Below are 16,155 nucleotides of genomic sequence, written 5' to 3' on the forward strand. Positions count from 1 at the left end.
TGCGACCCGGGGACCCTCGGCAGACCGGGGTCAGCGGCTTCTCAGCGCTCGACCTCGCCCGCGATGAACTTCTCGACGTTGGCGCGGGCCTCGTCGTCGAAGTACTGGACCGGCGGGGACTTCATGAAGTAGCTCGACGCCGACAGGATCGGGCCGCCGATGCCGCGGTCCTTGGCGATCTTCGCGGCGCGCAGGGCGTCGATGATGACACCGGCCGAGTTCGGGGAGTCCCAGACCTCGAGCTTGTACTCCAGGTTCAGCGGGACGTCACCGAAGGCGCGGCCCTCGAGGCGGACGTAGGCCCACTTGCGGTCGTCCAGCCAGGCGACGTAGTCGGACGGGCCGATGTGGACGTTGTCCGCACCCAGGTCGCGGTCGGGGATCTGGGAGGTGACGGCCTGCGTCTTGGAGATCTTCTTGGACTCCAGGCGCTCGCGCTCGAGCATGTTCTTGAAGTCCATGTTGCCGCCGACGTTCAGCTGCATCGTGCGGTCCAGGACGACGCCCCGGTCCTCGAACAGCTTCGCCATGACGCGGTGCGTGATGGTGGCGCCGACCTGGGACTTGATGTCGTCGCCGACGATCGGGACGCCCGCCTCGGTGAACTTGTCCGCCCACTCCTTGGTGCCGGCGATGAAGACCGGGAGGGCGTTGACGAAGGCGACCTTGGCGTCGATGGCGCACTGGGCGTAGTACTTCGCCGCGTCCTCGGAACCGACGGGCAGGTAGCAGACGAGAACGTCGACCTGCTTGTCCTTGAGGACCTGGACGATGTCGACCGGCTCCTCGGCGGACTCCTCGATGGTCTGGCGGTAGTACTTGCCGAGACCGTCGTGGGTGTGGCCGCGCTGGACCTGGACACCGGTGTTCGGCACGTCGCAGATCTTGATGGTGTTGTTCTCGGAGGCGCCGATGGCGTCCGCGAGGTCCAGGCCGACCTTCTTGGCGTCCACGTCGAAGGCGGCGACGAACTCGATGTCACGGACGTGGTAGTCGCCGAACTGGACGTGCATCAGACCGGGGACCTTGGACGCCGGGTCGGCGTCCTTGTAGTACTCGACGCCCTGCACCAGCGATGCGGCGCAGTTGCCCACGCCGACGATGGCTACGCGAACCGAACCCATTCCGGTTGCTCCCTGTGTGTACGAGTGAGGCCCTGACTGGGCGCTCACGTGGCGGTGTCGCCGGGCGTATCCGGCCGGGGGTCGTCCCCCGGCCGGGGCAGGCCGCCCGTCGCTCCAGATGTCGTGTCCTGTTGAGCGGTCCCCTCCGCGGCGGAACCCCTCAGGTCCCGCCCCGCCCGCTCGCTCTCGATGAGCTCGTTCAGCCAGCGCACCTCGCGCTCCACGGACTCCATTCCGTGGCGCTGGAGCTCAAGCGTGTAGTCGTCGAGTCGCTCCCGGGTGCGGGCCAGGGAGGCCCGCATCTTCTCCAGGCGCTCCTCCAGCCGGCTGCGCCGGCCCTCGAGCACGCGCATGCGTACGTCTCGCGACGTCTGGCCGAAGAACGCGAAGCGAGCGGCGAAGGTCTCGTCCTCGTACGCGTCCGGGCCCGTCTGGGAGAGGAGCTGCTCGAAATGTTCCTTACCGTCGGCCGTCAACCGGTAGACGATTTTGGCGCGGCGCCCCGTGAGGGAGGCGGCGGCCTCGCCGACGTTCCCCGGTTCCTCGATCAACCAGCCGTTGGCGACCAGCGTCTTGAGGCAGGGATAGAGCGTCCCGTAGCTGAACGCCCGGAACACGCCCAGTGAGGTGTTGAGCCGTTTACGCAGCTCATAGCCGTGCATCGGGGACTCGCGGAGCAGGCCGAGTACGGCGAACTCGAGGATGCCGGATCTCCGGCTCATCGTCGCCTCCTCTCGCCCTTATGCCGTGCTGATGTATCGACTCGATACATCAGCACGATAGAACGAGCTTCCACGTGCGACAAGGGGGGAACTGGTGAACGGGATCACATCAGGGTTTCATCACGAGCAAGTTGCCTGATTTGAGGTGAACTTCGGGCCTCGGGGGTTTTGACGGTGCGTAGTGTGTGCGCCATGCGAACCACCGGGAACCGAGTGACGTCTGGGGGCGTCCCTGTCCCCGGTGCAGTACGGGTGAATGCGGAAGGGGCCGCATCCGTACTTCGGGGGGACCGGAAACCAGCCGCCTTTACCAGGCGCGCAAGGGTGCGCCTGCCCGAGGAGTAGTCGTTCGATGAGCGAGCACCGTCGCAAACCGCCGCAGCCGCAGGGAGGCGGACGTGCCGCGGCCCGACGCGGTCAGTCCGGCTCGTCCTCCGGCCGCCGTGCGGCACCGCGGGGCGCCACAGGGTCTCCGTCCGGTTCGTACGGTCCGGAGAACGAGGAGCGTGCGTACGGCAGCCGCGCCGAAGCCCGGCGCGCCGCACAGCGGAACGGGGGTGGCCGCCGCAGAGCCGCCGAGCCGGGCCGCGGTGGCCGACGAGGCGCCCCCGGCGGGTCGGCAGGGCCCGGGCGGGGACGTGCCGCCGCGCCCGGCAAGAAGCGGATGATCGACTACCCGCGCTACGACAGGGACGGGTGGCGCCGTTGGGTGCCCTCCTGGAGGCTCGTCTCCGGGCTGTGCATCGCGTTCTTCGGCTGCCTGGTCGGCGCCGCCGGCATCGCGTACGCCATGGTGAGCGTTCCGGTCATCGACGAGAGCGCCACGGCGCAGAACAACGTCTACTACTGGGCCGACAACACCCAGATGGTGGCCACGGGCGGTGACCGCAACCGCCAGAGCGTCGATCTCTCGCAGATCCCCAAGGCGATGCGCAATGCGGTCATCTCGCAGGAGAACAAGACGTTCTACACCGACAGCGGCATCGACCCCAAGGGCATCGCCCGCGCCGTGTTCAACATGGCCAAGGGCGGTGAGACGCAGGGTGGCTCCACCATCACCCAGCAGTACGTGAAGAACGCGATGCTGAACGACCAGTCGCAGACGATCTCCCGCAAGGTGAAGGAGATCTTCGTCTCGATCAAGGTCGGCGCCGAGGAGCCGAAGGACAAGATCCTCGAGGGCTATCTGAACTCCGCCTACTACGGCCGCGGCGCCTACGGCATCCAGGCCGCGGCCCGGGCGTACTTCAACGTCGACGCCGTCGATCTCAACCCGGGACAGTGCGCCTTCCTGTCGGCGATGCTCAAGGGCGCCACCTACTACGACCCGGCGGGTTCGGTCTCCATCGATCCGGCGGCCACTCCGGACGCCAACAAGAAGCGCGCTCACTCCCAGATGCAGGACACCCTCGACAAGATGGTGGAGTACGGGCATCTGAACCAGGCGGAACGGGCCAAGTACACCGAACTCCCCACCACGCAGCACCCGCAGTCGAACGCGAAGCTGGGCGGCCAGATCGGCTACCTCGTCAGGCTCGCCAAGTCCTCCGTGCTCAAGAGCGGCAAGGTGACGGAGCAGCAGCTGGAGAAGGGCGGCTACTCGATCTACACGACCTTCGACAAGAAGAAGGTCGACGAGATGGAGAAGGCGGTCCAGAAGGTCTACAAGGAGAAGATCGACCCCAAGAAGCGCCCCGAAACGGACACCCACGTCCAGTTCGGCGGAGCGTCGATCGACACCAAGACCGGGGCCATCAAGGCCATCTACGGCGGTGAGGACGCCACCAAGCACTTCACCAACAACGCCGACGTGACCGGTGCCCAGGTCGGTTCGACCTTCAAGCCGTTCGTGCTCGCGGCGGCGATGAAGTGGGGCGTGCGCGATCCGGACCTCGGCCCGGTCCAGGCTCAGGACGAGCGCACCATCGCCTCTCCGAAGAGCCTCTACAGCGGCAAGAACAAACTCAAGATCAACAATTACGACGGGTCGGTCTGGGAGAACGAGGACGGCGAGCAGTGGCGCCAGGAGAACGACGGTCAGGACAGTGTCGGTGATCCGCCGGACTACAAGATCGACCTCCGAGAGGCGATGCGGGAGTCGGTGAACTCCGCCTATGTGCAGCTCGGCATGGACGTCGGCCTGGACAAGGTGAAGGAAGCCGCCGTCGACGCGGGGCTTCTGGAGGACAGCCTGACGGGATCCGGCTTCCCGTCCTTCTCCCTCGGTATCTCGGACCCGAGCGCCATCCGCATGGCGGGCGCCTACGCCACCTTCGCGGACAGCGGCAAGCAGCGCGAGCCGTACTCCGTCACGAAGGTGACGAGCAAGGACGGCACGATCTACACGCACAAGGTCGAGGAGAAGCAGGCCTTCACCGCGAAGGTCGCGGACAACGTCACGGACGTCCTGAAGACCGTCGTGGAGGACGGCACGGGCTCCAACGCCCAGCTGCCCGGCCGCGAGGTGGCCGGCAAGACCGGTACGACGGACGGCAACAAGTCCGCCTGGTTCGTGGGCTACACCCCGCAGCTGTCCACCGCGATCAGCATGTACCGCTACCCGGACGACGAGACCATCAAGAACCGCACCTTCCTGGAGATGTACGGAACGGGCGGCGAGAAGAAGATCCACGGCGCCTCCTTCCCGTCCACGATCTGGCAGGACTACATGTCGGACGCGGTGAAGAACCTGAAGGTGGAAGGGTTCCCGGAGCCGGAGCCCATCGGCGAGGTCGTCAACGACACCCCGTCGCCGACCCCCACGCCCACCCCCTCTGCCTCCGCATCCAAGACCGAGGAAGCCAGCCCGTCGCCGACTCCGTCACCCAGTGACACGCAGAACAGCCCCTCGCCTCCGGCCCCGAGCAACACGTGTGGTGTCTTCGAGTGGAACTGTGACGACGAAAGCAATGGCGGCAACGGCAACGGGGGCAATGGCCCAGGCGGCTCGGAAGGGAGCGGATCACCCTCACCAACGTCCAGTGACACGGGTGAAGAGGGCGACAGCAACGGAAACAGCCGAGGGAACACCATCTGGGGTGCGAACGGCTGACCGCAGAGCCGCAAGCAGGGGTGTTTCACGTGAAACACCCGCAAGTTTCACGTGAAACACGGGCCGTCGCATCCAGCAGGGTGCGGCGGCCCCGGCCTGTTCCCAGGGGCATACGGCAGGATGTGCCCCATGCCCAGTGCAGAATCGACGCCAGCGAGCGTGCACGAGCCGGACCCGGTACGACCGACCAGTCAGGACCCGGTCGCCGCGGCCGGAAGCGAGCTGATCGGCGGCCCGATGGGCCGGCGTGCCCTGCTCGGCCGGTCCTGGTGGACGCCTGTGCGGGTGATCGCACTCGTGGCGATCGGCATGTTCGCCCTCGGGCTGGTCCAGAAAGCCCCTTGTTACAACGGTGCCTGGTTCTTCGGAGCCAGCTCCCAGTACACCCACGCGTGCTACTCGGACATCCCGCACCTCTACCAGGGCCGTGGGTTCGTCGACGGACTCGTGCCGTACTTCGACAAGCTCCCCGGCGACATGGAGTACCTGGAGTACCCCGTGCTGACCGGCCTGTTCATGGAGGTCGCGTCCTGGCTCACACCCGGCAGCGGCACCATCCAGGACCAGGAGCAGTGGTACTGGATGGTCAACGCCGGGATGCTCATGGTGTGTGCGGCCGTCATCGCCGTCTGCGTGACCCGTACCCACACCCGGCGTCCCTGGGACGGCCTGCTCGTCGCCCTGGCTCCCGCCTTCGCGCTGACCGCCACGGTCAACTGGGACCTGCTGGCGGTCGCCCTGACGGCCGCGGCACTGCTCATGTGGTCCCGGGAGCGCCCGCTGGCCTTCGGCGTGCTGCTGGGCCTGGCCACGGCCGCCAAGCTCTACCCGTTCCTGATCCTCGGCCCGCTGCTCGTCCTGTGCTGGCGAGCGGGCAAATGGCGGGCGTTCGGAGTGGCTCTGGGTGGCTCGGCCGTCGCCTGGCTCGTGGTGAATCTGCCGGTGATGCTCTACGCCTTCGACGGATGGTCGAAGTTCTACACGTTCAGCCAGGAACGCGGAGTGGACTTCGGGTCCTTCTGGCTGATCCTGGCCCAGAACTCCGACAACCCCCTCAGCACCGAGACCGTCAACACCCTCGCCACGCTCCTGATGCTGCTGTGCTGCGGCGCCGTCGCGGCACTCACGCTGACCGCACCCCGGCGCCCGCGCTTCGCCCAGCTCGCCTTCCTGATCGTCGCGGCGTTCATTCTCACCAACAAGGTCTACTCACCGCAGTACGTGCTCTGGTTGGTGCCGCTGGCCGCACTGGCCCGGCCGAAGTGGCGGGACTTCCTGGTCTGGCAGGCCTGCGAGGTGGCGTACTTCCTCGGCATCTGGATGTACCTCGCGTACACGACCAGCGGTGACTCCCACAAGGGGCTGCCGACGGACGGCTACCACTGGGCGATCGGCCTGCACCTGCTGGGAACGCTGTTCCTCTGCGTCATGGTCGTGCGCGACATCCTGCTGCCGGACCGGGACCCGGTCCGGCGGACGGGCGACGACGACCCGTCGGGCGGTGTGCTGGACGGCGCGGAGGACGTCTTCGTCCTGGGCCCCACGGCTCGCACCGAACCGCCCGCGGCCCACTTCGAAGGACCACACGTCGACTGGGGCAAGAGCCGGCAGCCGGACGGTTCGCTCTGAGCGAACGCATCAAGAGGCCGTACACGACGACCACGGGGATCGCCAGGACGTCGTGTACGGCCTTCGCGCGGGTACGGCCCGTTCGCTAGCGATCGAGGATGCGGTCGAACTGCGTGGTGGTGTGCCGCAGATGGGCCACCAGCTCGTCCCCCACCTTGGGCTCCGTCGCGTCGGACGGAACGAACAGGATCGACACCTGCATGTGCGGCGGCTCCGCGAACCAGCGCTGCTTGCCGCTCCAGACGAACGGCGAGAGATTCCGGTTGACCGTGGCCAGGCCGGCCCGGGCGACACCCTTGGCGCGCGGCATCACGCCGTGCAGCGCCTTCGGCGCCTCCAAACCCACCCCGTGCGACGTACCGCCCGCGACGACCACCAGGAACCCGTCGGAGGCGGCCTTCTGCTGCCGGTAGCCGAAACGCTCGCCCTTGGCCACGCGCGTGACGTCCAGGACCGCGCCGCGGTACTCGGTGGCCTCGTGGTCGCCCAGCCACAGCCGGGTGCCGATCCGGGCGCGGAAACGGGTCTGCGGGAACTGCTGCTGGAGCCGGGCCAGCTCGTCGGCCTTGAGGTGGCTGACGAACATGGTGTGCAGCGGCAGCCGGGCCGCGCGCAGCCGGTCCATCCAGCCGATGACCTCCTCGACGGCGTCCGAGCCGTCGGTACGGTCCAGCGGCAGATGGATGGCGAAGCCCTCCAGCCGGACGTTCTCTATGGCGGCGTGCAGCTGCGGCAGGTCCTGCTCGCTGATGCCGTGCCGCTTCATCGAGGACATCACCTCGATGACCACCCGCGCGCCCACCAGGCCGTACACGCCGTCGATGGACGACACCGAACGCACGACCCGGTCGGGCAGCGGTACGGGCTCCTCACCGCGCCGGTACGGCGTGAGGACCAGCAGGTCACCGCCGAAGAAGTCCTTGATGCGGGCGGCCTCGTAGGTGGTGCCGACGGCCAGTACGTCCGAGCCCAGCCGTGTGGCCTCCTCCGCCAGCCGCTCGTGACCGAATCCGTAGCCGTTGCCCTTGCAGACCGGGACCAGCCCGGGGAACTGCTCCTGCACGTGCTTGTGGTGCGCCCGCCAGCGCGCGGTGTCGACGTAGAGCGTGAGCGCCATGGCCGGACCTGGAACCTTTCTCGTGGCTGTCAGAGGTGCGGATCGGGGATGGGCGGTGTGGTCAGCGGCGCGACATGTAGATGTCGAGCGCCTTGTGGAGCAACTTGTTCAGCGGGAAGTCCCACTCGCCGAGGTACTCGGCCGCCTGACCGCCCGTACCCACCTTGAACTGGATCAGACCGAAGAGGTGGTCGCTCTCGTCCAGCGAGTCGGAGATGCCGCGCAGGTCGTAGACGGTGGCGCCCAGCGCGTAGGAGTCGCGGAGCATGGCCCACTGCATGGCGTTCGACGGCCGGACCTCGCGGCCGATGTTGTCGGAGGCGCCATAGGAGTACCAGACGTGCCCGCCGACGACGAGCATGGTCGCCGCGGACAGGTTCACTCCGTTGTGCCGGGCGAAGTACAGCCGCATGCGATTGGGGTCCTCGTTGTTGAGGGCCGCCCACATGCGCTGGAAGTAGGACAGTGGGCGCGGCCGGAAGTGGTCGCGCACGGCCGTGATCTCGTACAGCCGCTGCCACTCCTCGAGGTCGTGGTAGCCGCCCTGGACGACCTCGACACCGGCCTTCTCGGCCTTCTTGATGTTGCGGCGCCACAGCTGGTTGAAGTTCTTGTGGACCTCTTCCAGGGAGCGGTTGGCCAGCGGCACCTGGAAGACGTAGCGGGGCTGCACGTCACCGAAGCCGGCGCCGCCGTCCTCGCCCTGCTGCCAGCCCATGCGGCGCAGCTTGTCGGCCACCTCGAAGGCGCGCGGCTCGATGTGGTCCGCCTCTATGTCCCGCAGGCGCTTGACGTCGGGGTCCTGGATGCCCTTCTTGATGGACGTCGCGTCCCAGCGCCGGATGATCACCGGCGGGCCCATCTTGACGGAGAAGGCGCCCTGCTGCTTCAGGTGCGCCAGCATCGGCTCCATCCATTCCTGGAGATTCGGCGCGAACCAGTTGATCACCGGGCCCTCGGGGAGGTACGCGAGGTAACGCTTGATCTTGGGCAGCTGCCGGTAGAGGACGAGACCGACGCCGACCAGCTGGCCGGTACGGTCGTCGAACCAGCCGAGGTTTTCCGAGCGCCATTCCGCCTTGACGTCCGCCCATGCCGGGACCTGCATGTGACTCGCCGCCGGCAGGCTCTGGATGTAGGCCAGATGCTGCTCGCGGCTGATGGTCCTCAGGGTCAGGCTCATTCGGGGCGCTCCTCGGGCTGGTGTGTCCCCATGGGTACAGGGGCTCCGGCTCTCGCGCGAAGCCTACTGCGCCCTGTGAGCGCCCCGTCCGGCGTACGGCCGGAAGGGGTGGCCCCGGCCGGGCGGCCGGGGCTGCGGATCAGCCGACGAACCCACCGTGGTAGATGCCGAAGAACAGACCGAACGCGGAGACGCCGAGCGCCAGCACCAGCCCGAAGCGCTCCCGTGTCGTCTCGGACACGTACTGGCCGTACCCGCCGGTCAGGACACCCAGCAGCCCCGCCCAGGAGGTCAGGACGTGCAGTCCCCGGAAGCTCGCGGTCGCGACGGCGAGTACGGCGAGGACGACGGTCACGGCCAGCAGCGTGTCCTGGAGGGGGTGCGGTTTGCCGTCGGTGGCCAGCAGGCCGGTCCGGGGCTTGGCGGGTCGCATGATCTGTGCCATGGGGAACCTCCTGCCGAAGGCAGTGTGTTTTCGCCCTCACATCCCTGACTACCGATTGTGTCCCCTCGGGGCCTGATTTCAACCGCAAGGCGGCAGCCGGGTACGCTGTACCTTCCGCACCGGTGTCTGTTGCCGGCCGTGCCCGGGCCACCTCCTCGGAGGAGGCCCGATTGTCAGTGGGTCCTGGTTTACTCGTTGATGCCGGTGCGAACGCATCGCAACCCTCCTGCCACGGAACGACCGTGGCCGCTGAGTCCAAAGGAGGTGGGTTCCACATGCGTCACTACGAGGTGATGGTCATCCTCGACCCCGATCTCGAGGAGCGCTCTGTCTCCCCGCTGATCGAGAACTTCCTCTCTGTCGTCCGTGACGGCGGCGGAAAGGTCGAGAAGGTCGACACCTGGGGCCGTCGTCGTCTCTCGTACGAGATCAAGAAGAAGCCCGAGGGCATCTACTCGGTCATCGACCTGCAGGCCGAGCCTGCGGTCGTCAAGGAGCTCGACCGCCAGATGAACCTGAACGAGTCGGTCCTCCGGACCAAGGTCCTCCGTCCCGAGACCCACTGAGCCCTCCCGCTCAGCCGATCCCGGGATTCGAGTAGCAGCAACCAAGCAGCCAGAGCAGCAAACCCGCCGAGAGGTTCCCCATGGCAGGCGAGACCGTCATCACGGTCGTCGGCAATCTTGTCGACGACCCCGAGCTGCGCTTCACCCCGTCCGGTGCGGCCGTCGCGAAGTTCCGCGTCGCGTCGACCCCCCGCACCTTCGACCGCCAGACGAACGAGTGGAAGGACGGCGAGAGCCTCTTTCTCACCTGCTCGGTCTGGCGCCAGGCGGCGGAGAACGTCGCCGAGTCGCTCCAGCGAGGCATGCGCGTCATCGTGCAGGGCCGGCTGAAGCAGCGGTCCTACGAGGACCGTGAGGGCGTCAAGCGCACGGTCTACGAGCTGGACGTCGACGAGGTCGGCGCCAGCCTGCGCAACGCCACGGCCAAGGTCACCAAGACCTCGGGCCAGGGCCGCGGCGGCCAGGGCGGTTACGGCGGTGGTGGCGGCGGCCAGGGTGGCGGCGGCTGGGGCGGCGGCCCCGGTGGCGGCCAGCAGGGCGGCGGCGCTCCCGCCGACGACCCCTGGGCGACCGGCGCTCCCGCCGGTGGCCAGCAGGGCGGTGGCGGCCAGGGCGGCGGCTGGGGCGGTGGCTCCGGCGGCGGTGGCGGCTACTCGGACGAGCCCCCCTTCTAAGGGGCGGGCTCCACCCACACTTCTTGATCACACAGGAGAAACATCATGGCTAAGCCGCCTGTGCGCAAGCCGAAGAAGAAGGTCTGCGCATTCTGCAAGGACAAGGTCACGTACGTGGACTACAAGGACACGAACATGCTGCGGAAGTTCATTTCCGACCGCGGCAAGATCCGTGCCCGTCGCGTGACCGGCAACTGCACCCAGCACCAGCGTGACGTCGCCACGGCCGTGAAGAACAGCCGTGAGATGGCGCTGCTGCCCTACACCTCCACCGCGCGATAAGGGAAGGGTGACCGAATCATGAAGATCATCCTCACCCACGAGGTTTCCGGCCTCGGTGCCGCGGGCGACGTCGTCGACGTCAAGGACGGTTACGCTCGCAACTACCTGATCCCGCGGAAGTTCGCGATCCGCTGGACCAAGGGTGGCGAGAAGGACGTCGAGCAGATCCGTCGTGCTCGCAAGATCCACGAGATCCAGACCATCGAGCAGGCCAACCAGGTGAAGGCCCAGCTCGAAGGTGTGAAGGTCCGTCTGGCCGTCCGCTCCGGCGACGCCGGTCGTCTCTTCGGCTCCGTCACTCCGGCCGACGTCGCTTCGGCGATCAAGGCCGCCGGTGGCCCCGAGGTCGACAAGCGTCGCATCGAGCTGGGCTCGCCGATCAAGACCCTGGGCGCCCACGAGACGTCCGTGCGTCTGCACCCCGAGGTTGACGCCAAGGTCAGCATCGAGGTTGTCGCTGCCTGAGCACTGCTCTCGCCGAAGCGATGAGAGGGGCCGCATCTCCTGAGGGGATGCGGCTCCTTTCGTGTTCGTGGCGGCAGTCATGTTTCACGTGGAACGTCGCCTTTCGCCGTTTCGCGCGAAACTGTCAGCGCGTCGCACCGGTGACGATCCAGCGCCCCGATCGGGTACGCAGCCACAGTGTCAGCAGACGCATCGCCATCATCAGCGCCATGGCCGCCCACAGGGCGGTAAGCCCACCGCCGAGCGGGGGGACGAGGAGCGCCGCCGGGGTGAAGACCGCCAGGGTCAGCAGCATGGCCCAGGCAAGGTAGGGACCGTCGCCCGCACCCATGAGGACACCGTCCAGGACGTAGACCACTCCGCAGACCGGCTGTGCCAGAGCCACGATCACCAGTGCGGGCAGCGCGGCGTCCTTGACCACGGAGTCGCCGGTGAACAGCGGCAGGAACGCCGGGCGGGACAGCACTACGAGCAGGCCCAGCACGACCCCGACCGCGATGCCCCACTCCACCATCCTGCGGCAGGCGTCGCGCGCGCCCTGTGCGTCACCCGCGCCCAGATACCGCCCGATGATGGCCTGCCCCGCGATGGCTATGGCGTCGAGGGCGAAGGCGAGCAGACTCCACAGGGACAGGATGATCTGATGCGCGGCGATGTCCGCGTCCCCGAGGCGGGCCGCCACGGCCGTTGCGATCATGAGAATCGCCCGCAGGGAGAGCGTGCGCACGAGCAGTGGCACCCCGGCCTGAGCGGATGCCCTGATGCCGGCCAGGTCGGGTCGCAGGGAGGCGCCGTGCCGTCGAGCCCCGCGAATGACCACCCAGAGATAGACCGCGGCCATGCCGACCTGGGCGATGACGGTGCCCCAGGCGGAACCCGCGATGCCGAGGCCGGCGCCGTAGACGAGCACGACGTTGAGGACGGCGTTGGCGATGAAGCCGGCCACGGCCACGTACAGCGGGGTGCGGGTGTTCTGCAGTCCCCTGAGCACACCGGTCGAGGCCAGTACGACGAGCATGGCGGGGATGCCCAGCGCGGAGATCCGCAGATAGGTCGTGGCATAGGGGCCCGCGGTCTCGGATGCACCGAAGAGTTCCACGAGGGCGGGGGCCGTGGGCAGGACGACCGCTATGACGGCGGCCCCGAGCAACAGGGCCAGCCAGATGCCGTCCATGCCCTGGCGGATCGCCGCTTGCAGATCGCCCGCGCCGACGCGACGGGAAACGGCTGCCGTGGTGGCGTAGGCGAGGAAGACGAAGATGCTGACGGCCGTGGTGAGCAGGGCCGAGGCGATGCCGAGTCCGGCGAGCTGAGCGGTTCCCAGATGGCCGACGATGGCACTGTCGGCCATGACGAAAAGGGGCTCGGCGACGAGCGCGCCGAAGGCCGGGACGGCCAGCGCGACGATCTCTCGGTCGTGCCGGCGCCGGTCGGTCCGGGGACGCGCGGAGGCCTGTGTCATGAGCACTAATCTAATCGTCCACAGGTAAGAGATGCAAAGCCATGACGACCCTTACGAGTGCTCTCGCCCCGTGTGCTTCTGGGCATGGGCTCAAGCGATCTTGGTCCGACTGGGCAAGTTTTTCTTCTGCACAGGCGGTGGACGGTGATTATGCAGGTCAGGGCCGCCTGCCGGCTCGGGCTGCGGGCTTGTTCACAGGGCTGTCCACCGGGTCGTGCACAGGTTTGGCGGAGTTCTCCACAGCATCTGGCCCGTCGTCCACATGGCCTGTGGATAACCAGATTGGCTGACGGTGCCTGCAGGCCTACGGTTATCCGGCGCCCGCTCCGTCCGTCGGCTGGTGAATCGTCACAAAACCGACGCGCCAGAACCGGAGTTGGGCGCCTTATTTGTCAGTGCCGTGCCGTAGAAATGAGACGCACGGCGAGGTCCGCTCGGCGGACGGGAGGAGGTGGCTCGGTGAGCATTTCCGAGCCCTTGGACGACCCGTGGGCCGACAGCGGCCCCAGCGATCGTCTGCCCGCTTCCCGCCGCCGCGGTGAGGGGGGCCGCAACCGCGACGAGCAGCACGAGCGCGGATCGGACAACGGTGCGTGGGACGGCGGCGCCCCGTCGTTCGAGCGGGTGCCGCCGCAGGATCTGGACGCCGAGCAGTCCGTTCTCGGCGGGATGCTCCTGTCCAAGGACGCCATCGCCGACGTCGTCGAGATCCTCAAGGGACACGACTTCTACAAGCCGGCCCACGAGACGGTCTACCAGGCCATCCTCGACGTCTACGCCAAGGGCGAGCCTGCCGACCCGATCACGATCGCCGCCGAACTGACCAAGCGCGGCGAGATCAACAAGGTCGGCGGCGCCTCGTATCTGCACACCCTCGTCCAGACCGTGCCGACGGCCGCGAACGCCGCGTACTACGCGGAGATCGTGCACGAGCGGGCCGTCCTGCGCCGCCTGGTGGAGGCGGGCACCCGGATCACGCAGATGGGGTACGCGGCCGACGACGACGTCGACGAGATCGTCAACCGCGCCCAGGCCGAGATCTACGCCGTCACCGAGCAGCGCACCAGTGAGGACTACCTGCCGCTCGGCGACATCATGGAAGGCGCGCTCGACGAGATCGAGGCGATCGGATCGCGCAGCGGCGAGATGACCGGTGTGCCGACGGGATTCACCGACTTCGATTCGCTGACCAACGGCCTGCACCCCGGGCAGATGATCGTCATCGCCGCACGTCCCGCGATGGGCAAGTCGACGCTGGCGCTGGACTTCGCCCGGGCCGCGTCGATCAAGAACAACCTGCCGAGCGTCATCTTCTCGCTCGAGATGGGCCGCAACGAGATCGCCATGCGTCTGCTGTCCGCCGAGGCACGTGTCGCGCTGCACCACATGCGGTCGGGCACGATGACGGACGACGACTGGACCCGGCTGGCCCGCCGGATGCCCGACGTGTCGGCCGCGCCGCTCTACATCGACGACTCCCCGAACCTGTCGATGATGGAGATCCGCGCCAAGTGCCGTCGCCTCAAGCAGCGCAACGACCTCAAGCTGGTCGTCATCGACTACCTCCAGCTGATGCAGTCCGGCGGGTCCAAGCGCGCCGAGAGCCGGCAGCAGGAGGTCTCGGACATGTCCCGTAACCTCAAGCTCCTGGCGAAGGAGCTGGAGATCCCGGTCATCGCGCTCTCCCAGCTGAACCGTGGTCCCGAGCAGCGAACCGACAAGAAGCCGATGGTCTCCGACCTGCGTGAGTCCGGCTCCATCGAGCAGGACGCCGACATGGTCATCCTGTTGCACCGTGAGGATGCCTACGAGAAGGAGTCGCCGCGCGCGGGCGAGGCCGACCTGATCGTGGCCAAGCACCGTAACGGTCCGACGGCGACGATCACCGTCGCCTTCCAGGGCCACTATTCGCGCTTCGTGGACATGGCACAGACCTGACGTCCGGCCAGGGGGCCTCCACCGTCCTGCCCGACCGAACCGAGGACCGTGCCACGGGGAAATCGGCTCGACGTGAGGGGTGCCGGCCGGTGGACTGGGCACATGACGACACCTGAGCAAGAACTGCTTCCCACCACCCGCCGGGCACTGACACACCGCATCGCCGTGGCGCAGGCCGAAGGGCGTACGCCGTCACTCGTCGCGGCGGTGGCCCGGGGCGGACAGACCGTGTGGCACGGGGCGCGGACCTCGGTCGACGGGCACGGGCCGGACGAGACCGTGCAGTACCGGATCGGCTCGATCACCAAGACGTTCACCGCCGTCCTCGTCCTGCGGCTGCGCGACGAGGGCGTCCTCGATCTCGGGGATCCGCTGGAGAAGCATCTGCCGGGTACCAAGGCGGGGGAGGCCACGATCGCCGAGCTGCTCGCGCACTCGGGCGGCTTGGCCGCCGAGTCGCCCGCACCGTGGTGGGAACGGACGCCGGGCTCGCTGCGACCCGAACTGGCCGATGTGCTGGGCGAACAGCCGCTCCTGCACCCCGTGGGCCGCCGCCACCACTACTCCAACCCCGGATACACCCTGCTCGGCGCGCTGGTCGAGAAGCTGCGCGGTGCTCCGTGGGAGGAGGTGCTGCAGCGAGAGGTGCTGGACCCGCTGGGGCTGGAACGTACGGCCGTGCGTCCCAGTGCCCCGCACGCCGGTGGCTGGGCGGTGCATCCCTGGGCCGATGTGATGCTGGCCGAGCCGCTCGAGGACCTCGGGCTGATGGCCCCGGCAGGGCAACTCTGGTCCACCACGGGGGACCTGGCGCGGTTCGCCGTCTTCCTGATGCGAGGAGACGACAAGGTGCTCGGCGCGGAGACCGTGCGCGAGATGCGGGCGCCCGCCGCGCCGGCCGAGGCGGCGGATGTGGTGGACGGTGCGGCGTACGGACTGGGGCTGCAGCTCCAGCACCGGGACGGGCGGTTGCTGGTGGGCCACTCCGGGTCCCTGCCGGGCTTTCTGGCCAACCTCACCATCGACGCGGAGGACGACGTCGCCGCGGTGGTCCTCACCAACTGCACGTCCGGGCCGCTGCTCGCCGGCGTCGGAGCCGACCTCGTGCGCATCGTCGCCGAGGCGGAGCCCCGGATTCCTGAGCCGTGGCGCCCGTTGCGGGACGTCGACTCCTCGGTGCTGGAGCTGGCGGGGCAGTGGTACTGGGGGACCCACGCCTTCGTCCTGCGGCTGACGCCCGACGGAGGGGTCTCCCTGGGGCCGCTGTCGGGCCAGGGACGACGCTCACTTTTCCGGATGAACGGTGACGGCAGCTGGACGGGGTTGGAGGGTTACTACGCAGGGGAGTTGCTCCGAGCGGTGAGGCATCCGGACGGATCGGTGAGTCATCTGGACGTCGGCTCCTTCGTCTTCACGCGCCAGCCGTACGAAGAGGGCTCCGCGGTGCCTGGCGGTGTGGACCCGGAGGGGTGGCGAGGGATCGGCTGACGGCCGTC

The 16,155-nt window shown here is 68.0% G+C and carries 14 protein-coding genes; 8 read left to right on the forward strand and 6 right to left on the reverse strand.

The window, feature by feature from the left end:
• Positions 1-41 precede the first annotated feature (41 nt).
• Positions 42-1,124 carry an inositol-3-phosphate synthase gene (locus tag NI25_RS19400; protein ID WP_061443654.1) on the reverse strand — a complete coding sequence of 361 codons (1,083 nt, stop codon included), beginning with the start codon at positions 1,122-1,124 and terminating at the stop codon, positions 42-44.
• A gap of 44 nt (positions 1,125-1,168) precedes the next feature.
• A complete protein-coding gene (locus NI25_RS19405; protein ID WP_019324689.1) occupies positions 1,169-1,846 on the reverse strand; it encodes a PadR family transcriptional regulator in 678 nt (225 codons plus the stop codon).
• A 664-nt stretch (positions 1,847-2,510) separates the two neighbouring features.
• Between NI25_RS19405 and NI25_RS19410 the strand changes: the two genes are divergently transcribed.
• Entirely contained in the window at positions 2,511-4,898 is a 2,388-nt protein-coding gene (locus NI25_RS19410) for a transglycosylase domain-containing protein (protein ID WP_061443655.1), read from the forward strand.
• Between the two features lie 120 nt (positions 4,899-5,018).
• A complete protein-coding gene (locus tag NI25_RS19415; protein ID WP_061443656.1) occupies positions 5,019-6,527 on the forward strand; it encodes a glycosyltransferase family 87 protein in 1,509 nt (502 codons plus the stop codon).
• Between the two features lie 85 nt (positions 6,528-6,612).
• Here the strand turns inward: NI25_RS19415 and NI25_RS19420 are convergent, their stop codons facing one another.
• The 3 genes from NI25_RS19420 to NI25_RS19430 form a co-directional block, all read right to left on the reverse strand.
• Entirely contained in the window at positions 6,613-7,644 is a 1,032-nt protein-coding gene (locus NI25_RS19420; protein WP_061443657.1) for an alanine racemase, read from the reverse strand.
• A gap of 61 nt (positions 7,645-7,705) precedes the next feature.
• Complete coding sequence (gene femX, locus NI25_RS19425) at positions 7,706-8,827, reverse strand: peptidoglycan bridge formation glycyltransferase FemX (protein WP_061443658.1); 1,122 nt, start codon at positions 8,825-8,827, stop codon at positions 7,706-7,708.
• 139 nt (positions 8,828-8,966) lie between these two features.
• Entirely contained in the window at positions 8,967-9,272 is a 306-nt protein-coding gene (locus tag NI25_RS19430) for a hypothetical protein (RefSeq protein ID WP_061443659.1), read from the reverse strand.
• Positions 9,273-9,547: 275 nt separating this feature from the next.
• On the opposite strand from NI25_RS19430, the gene rpsF reads away from it, so the two are divergent.
• The 4 genes from rpsF to rplI all read left to right on the forward strand — a co-directional run bounded on the left by rpsF (position 9,548) and on the right by rplI (position 11,259).
• On the forward strand, positions 9,548-9,838 hold the full coding sequence (gene rpsF, locus NI25_RS19435) for a 30S ribosomal protein S6 (protein WP_019324683.1): 291 nt from the start codon (positions 9,548-9,550) through the stop codon (positions 9,836-9,838).
• Between the two features lie 80 nt (positions 9,839-9,918).
• Positions 9,919-10,512, forward strand: coding sequence for a single-stranded DNA-binding protein (locus NI25_RS19440; RefSeq protein WP_061443660.1), 594 nt, complete (start codon positions 9,919-9,921; stop codon positions 10,510-10,512).
• Between the two features lie 45 nt (positions 10,513-10,557).
• Positions 10,558-10,794: a 30S ribosomal protein S18 gene (rpsR, locus tag NI25_RS19445; protein WP_003949403.1), complete on the forward strand. Its 237-nt coding sequence runs from the start codon at positions 10,558-10,560 to the stop codon at positions 10,792-10,794.
• Between the two features lie 18 nt (positions 10,795-10,812).
• Positions 10,813-11,259 carry a 50S ribosomal protein L9 gene (gene rplI / locus NI25_RS19450; protein WP_003975023.1) on the forward strand — a complete coding sequence of 149 codons (447 nt, stop codon included), beginning with the start codon at positions 10,813-10,815 and terminating at the stop codon, positions 11,257-11,259.
• A gap of 124 nt (positions 11,260-11,383) precedes the next feature.
• On the opposite strand, the gene NI25_RS19455 is transcribed toward rplI, so the two are convergent.
• Positions 11,384-12,721: an MATE family efflux transporter gene (locus NI25_RS19455; protein ID WP_061446992.1), complete on the reverse strand. Its 1,338-nt coding sequence runs from the start codon at positions 12,719-12,721 to the stop codon at positions 11,384-11,386.
• A 459-nt stretch (positions 12,722-13,180) separates the two neighbouring features.
• Between NI25_RS19455 and dnaB the strand changes: the two genes are divergently transcribed.
• Positions 13,181-14,659 (forward strand): replicative DNA helicase, encoded by a 1,479-nt coding sequence (gene dnaB, locus NI25_RS19460; protein ID WP_061443661.1) that lies wholly within the window; start codon positions 13,181-13,183, stop codon positions 14,657-14,659.
• 102 nt (positions 14,660-14,761) lie between these two features.
• Positions 14,762-16,147 (forward strand): serine hydrolase domain-containing protein, encoded by a 1,386-nt coding sequence (locus NI25_RS19465; protein WP_061443662.1) that lies wholly within the window; start codon positions 14,762-14,764, stop codon positions 16,145-16,147.
• The last annotated feature ends 8 nt before the right edge of the window (positions 16,148-16,155 follow it).

Source organism: Streptomyces sp. CCM_MD2014, from assembly GCF_000772045.1.
Lineage (GTDB): Bacteria > Actinomycetota > Actinomycetes > Streptomycetales > Streptomycetaceae > Streptomyces > Streptomyces salinarius.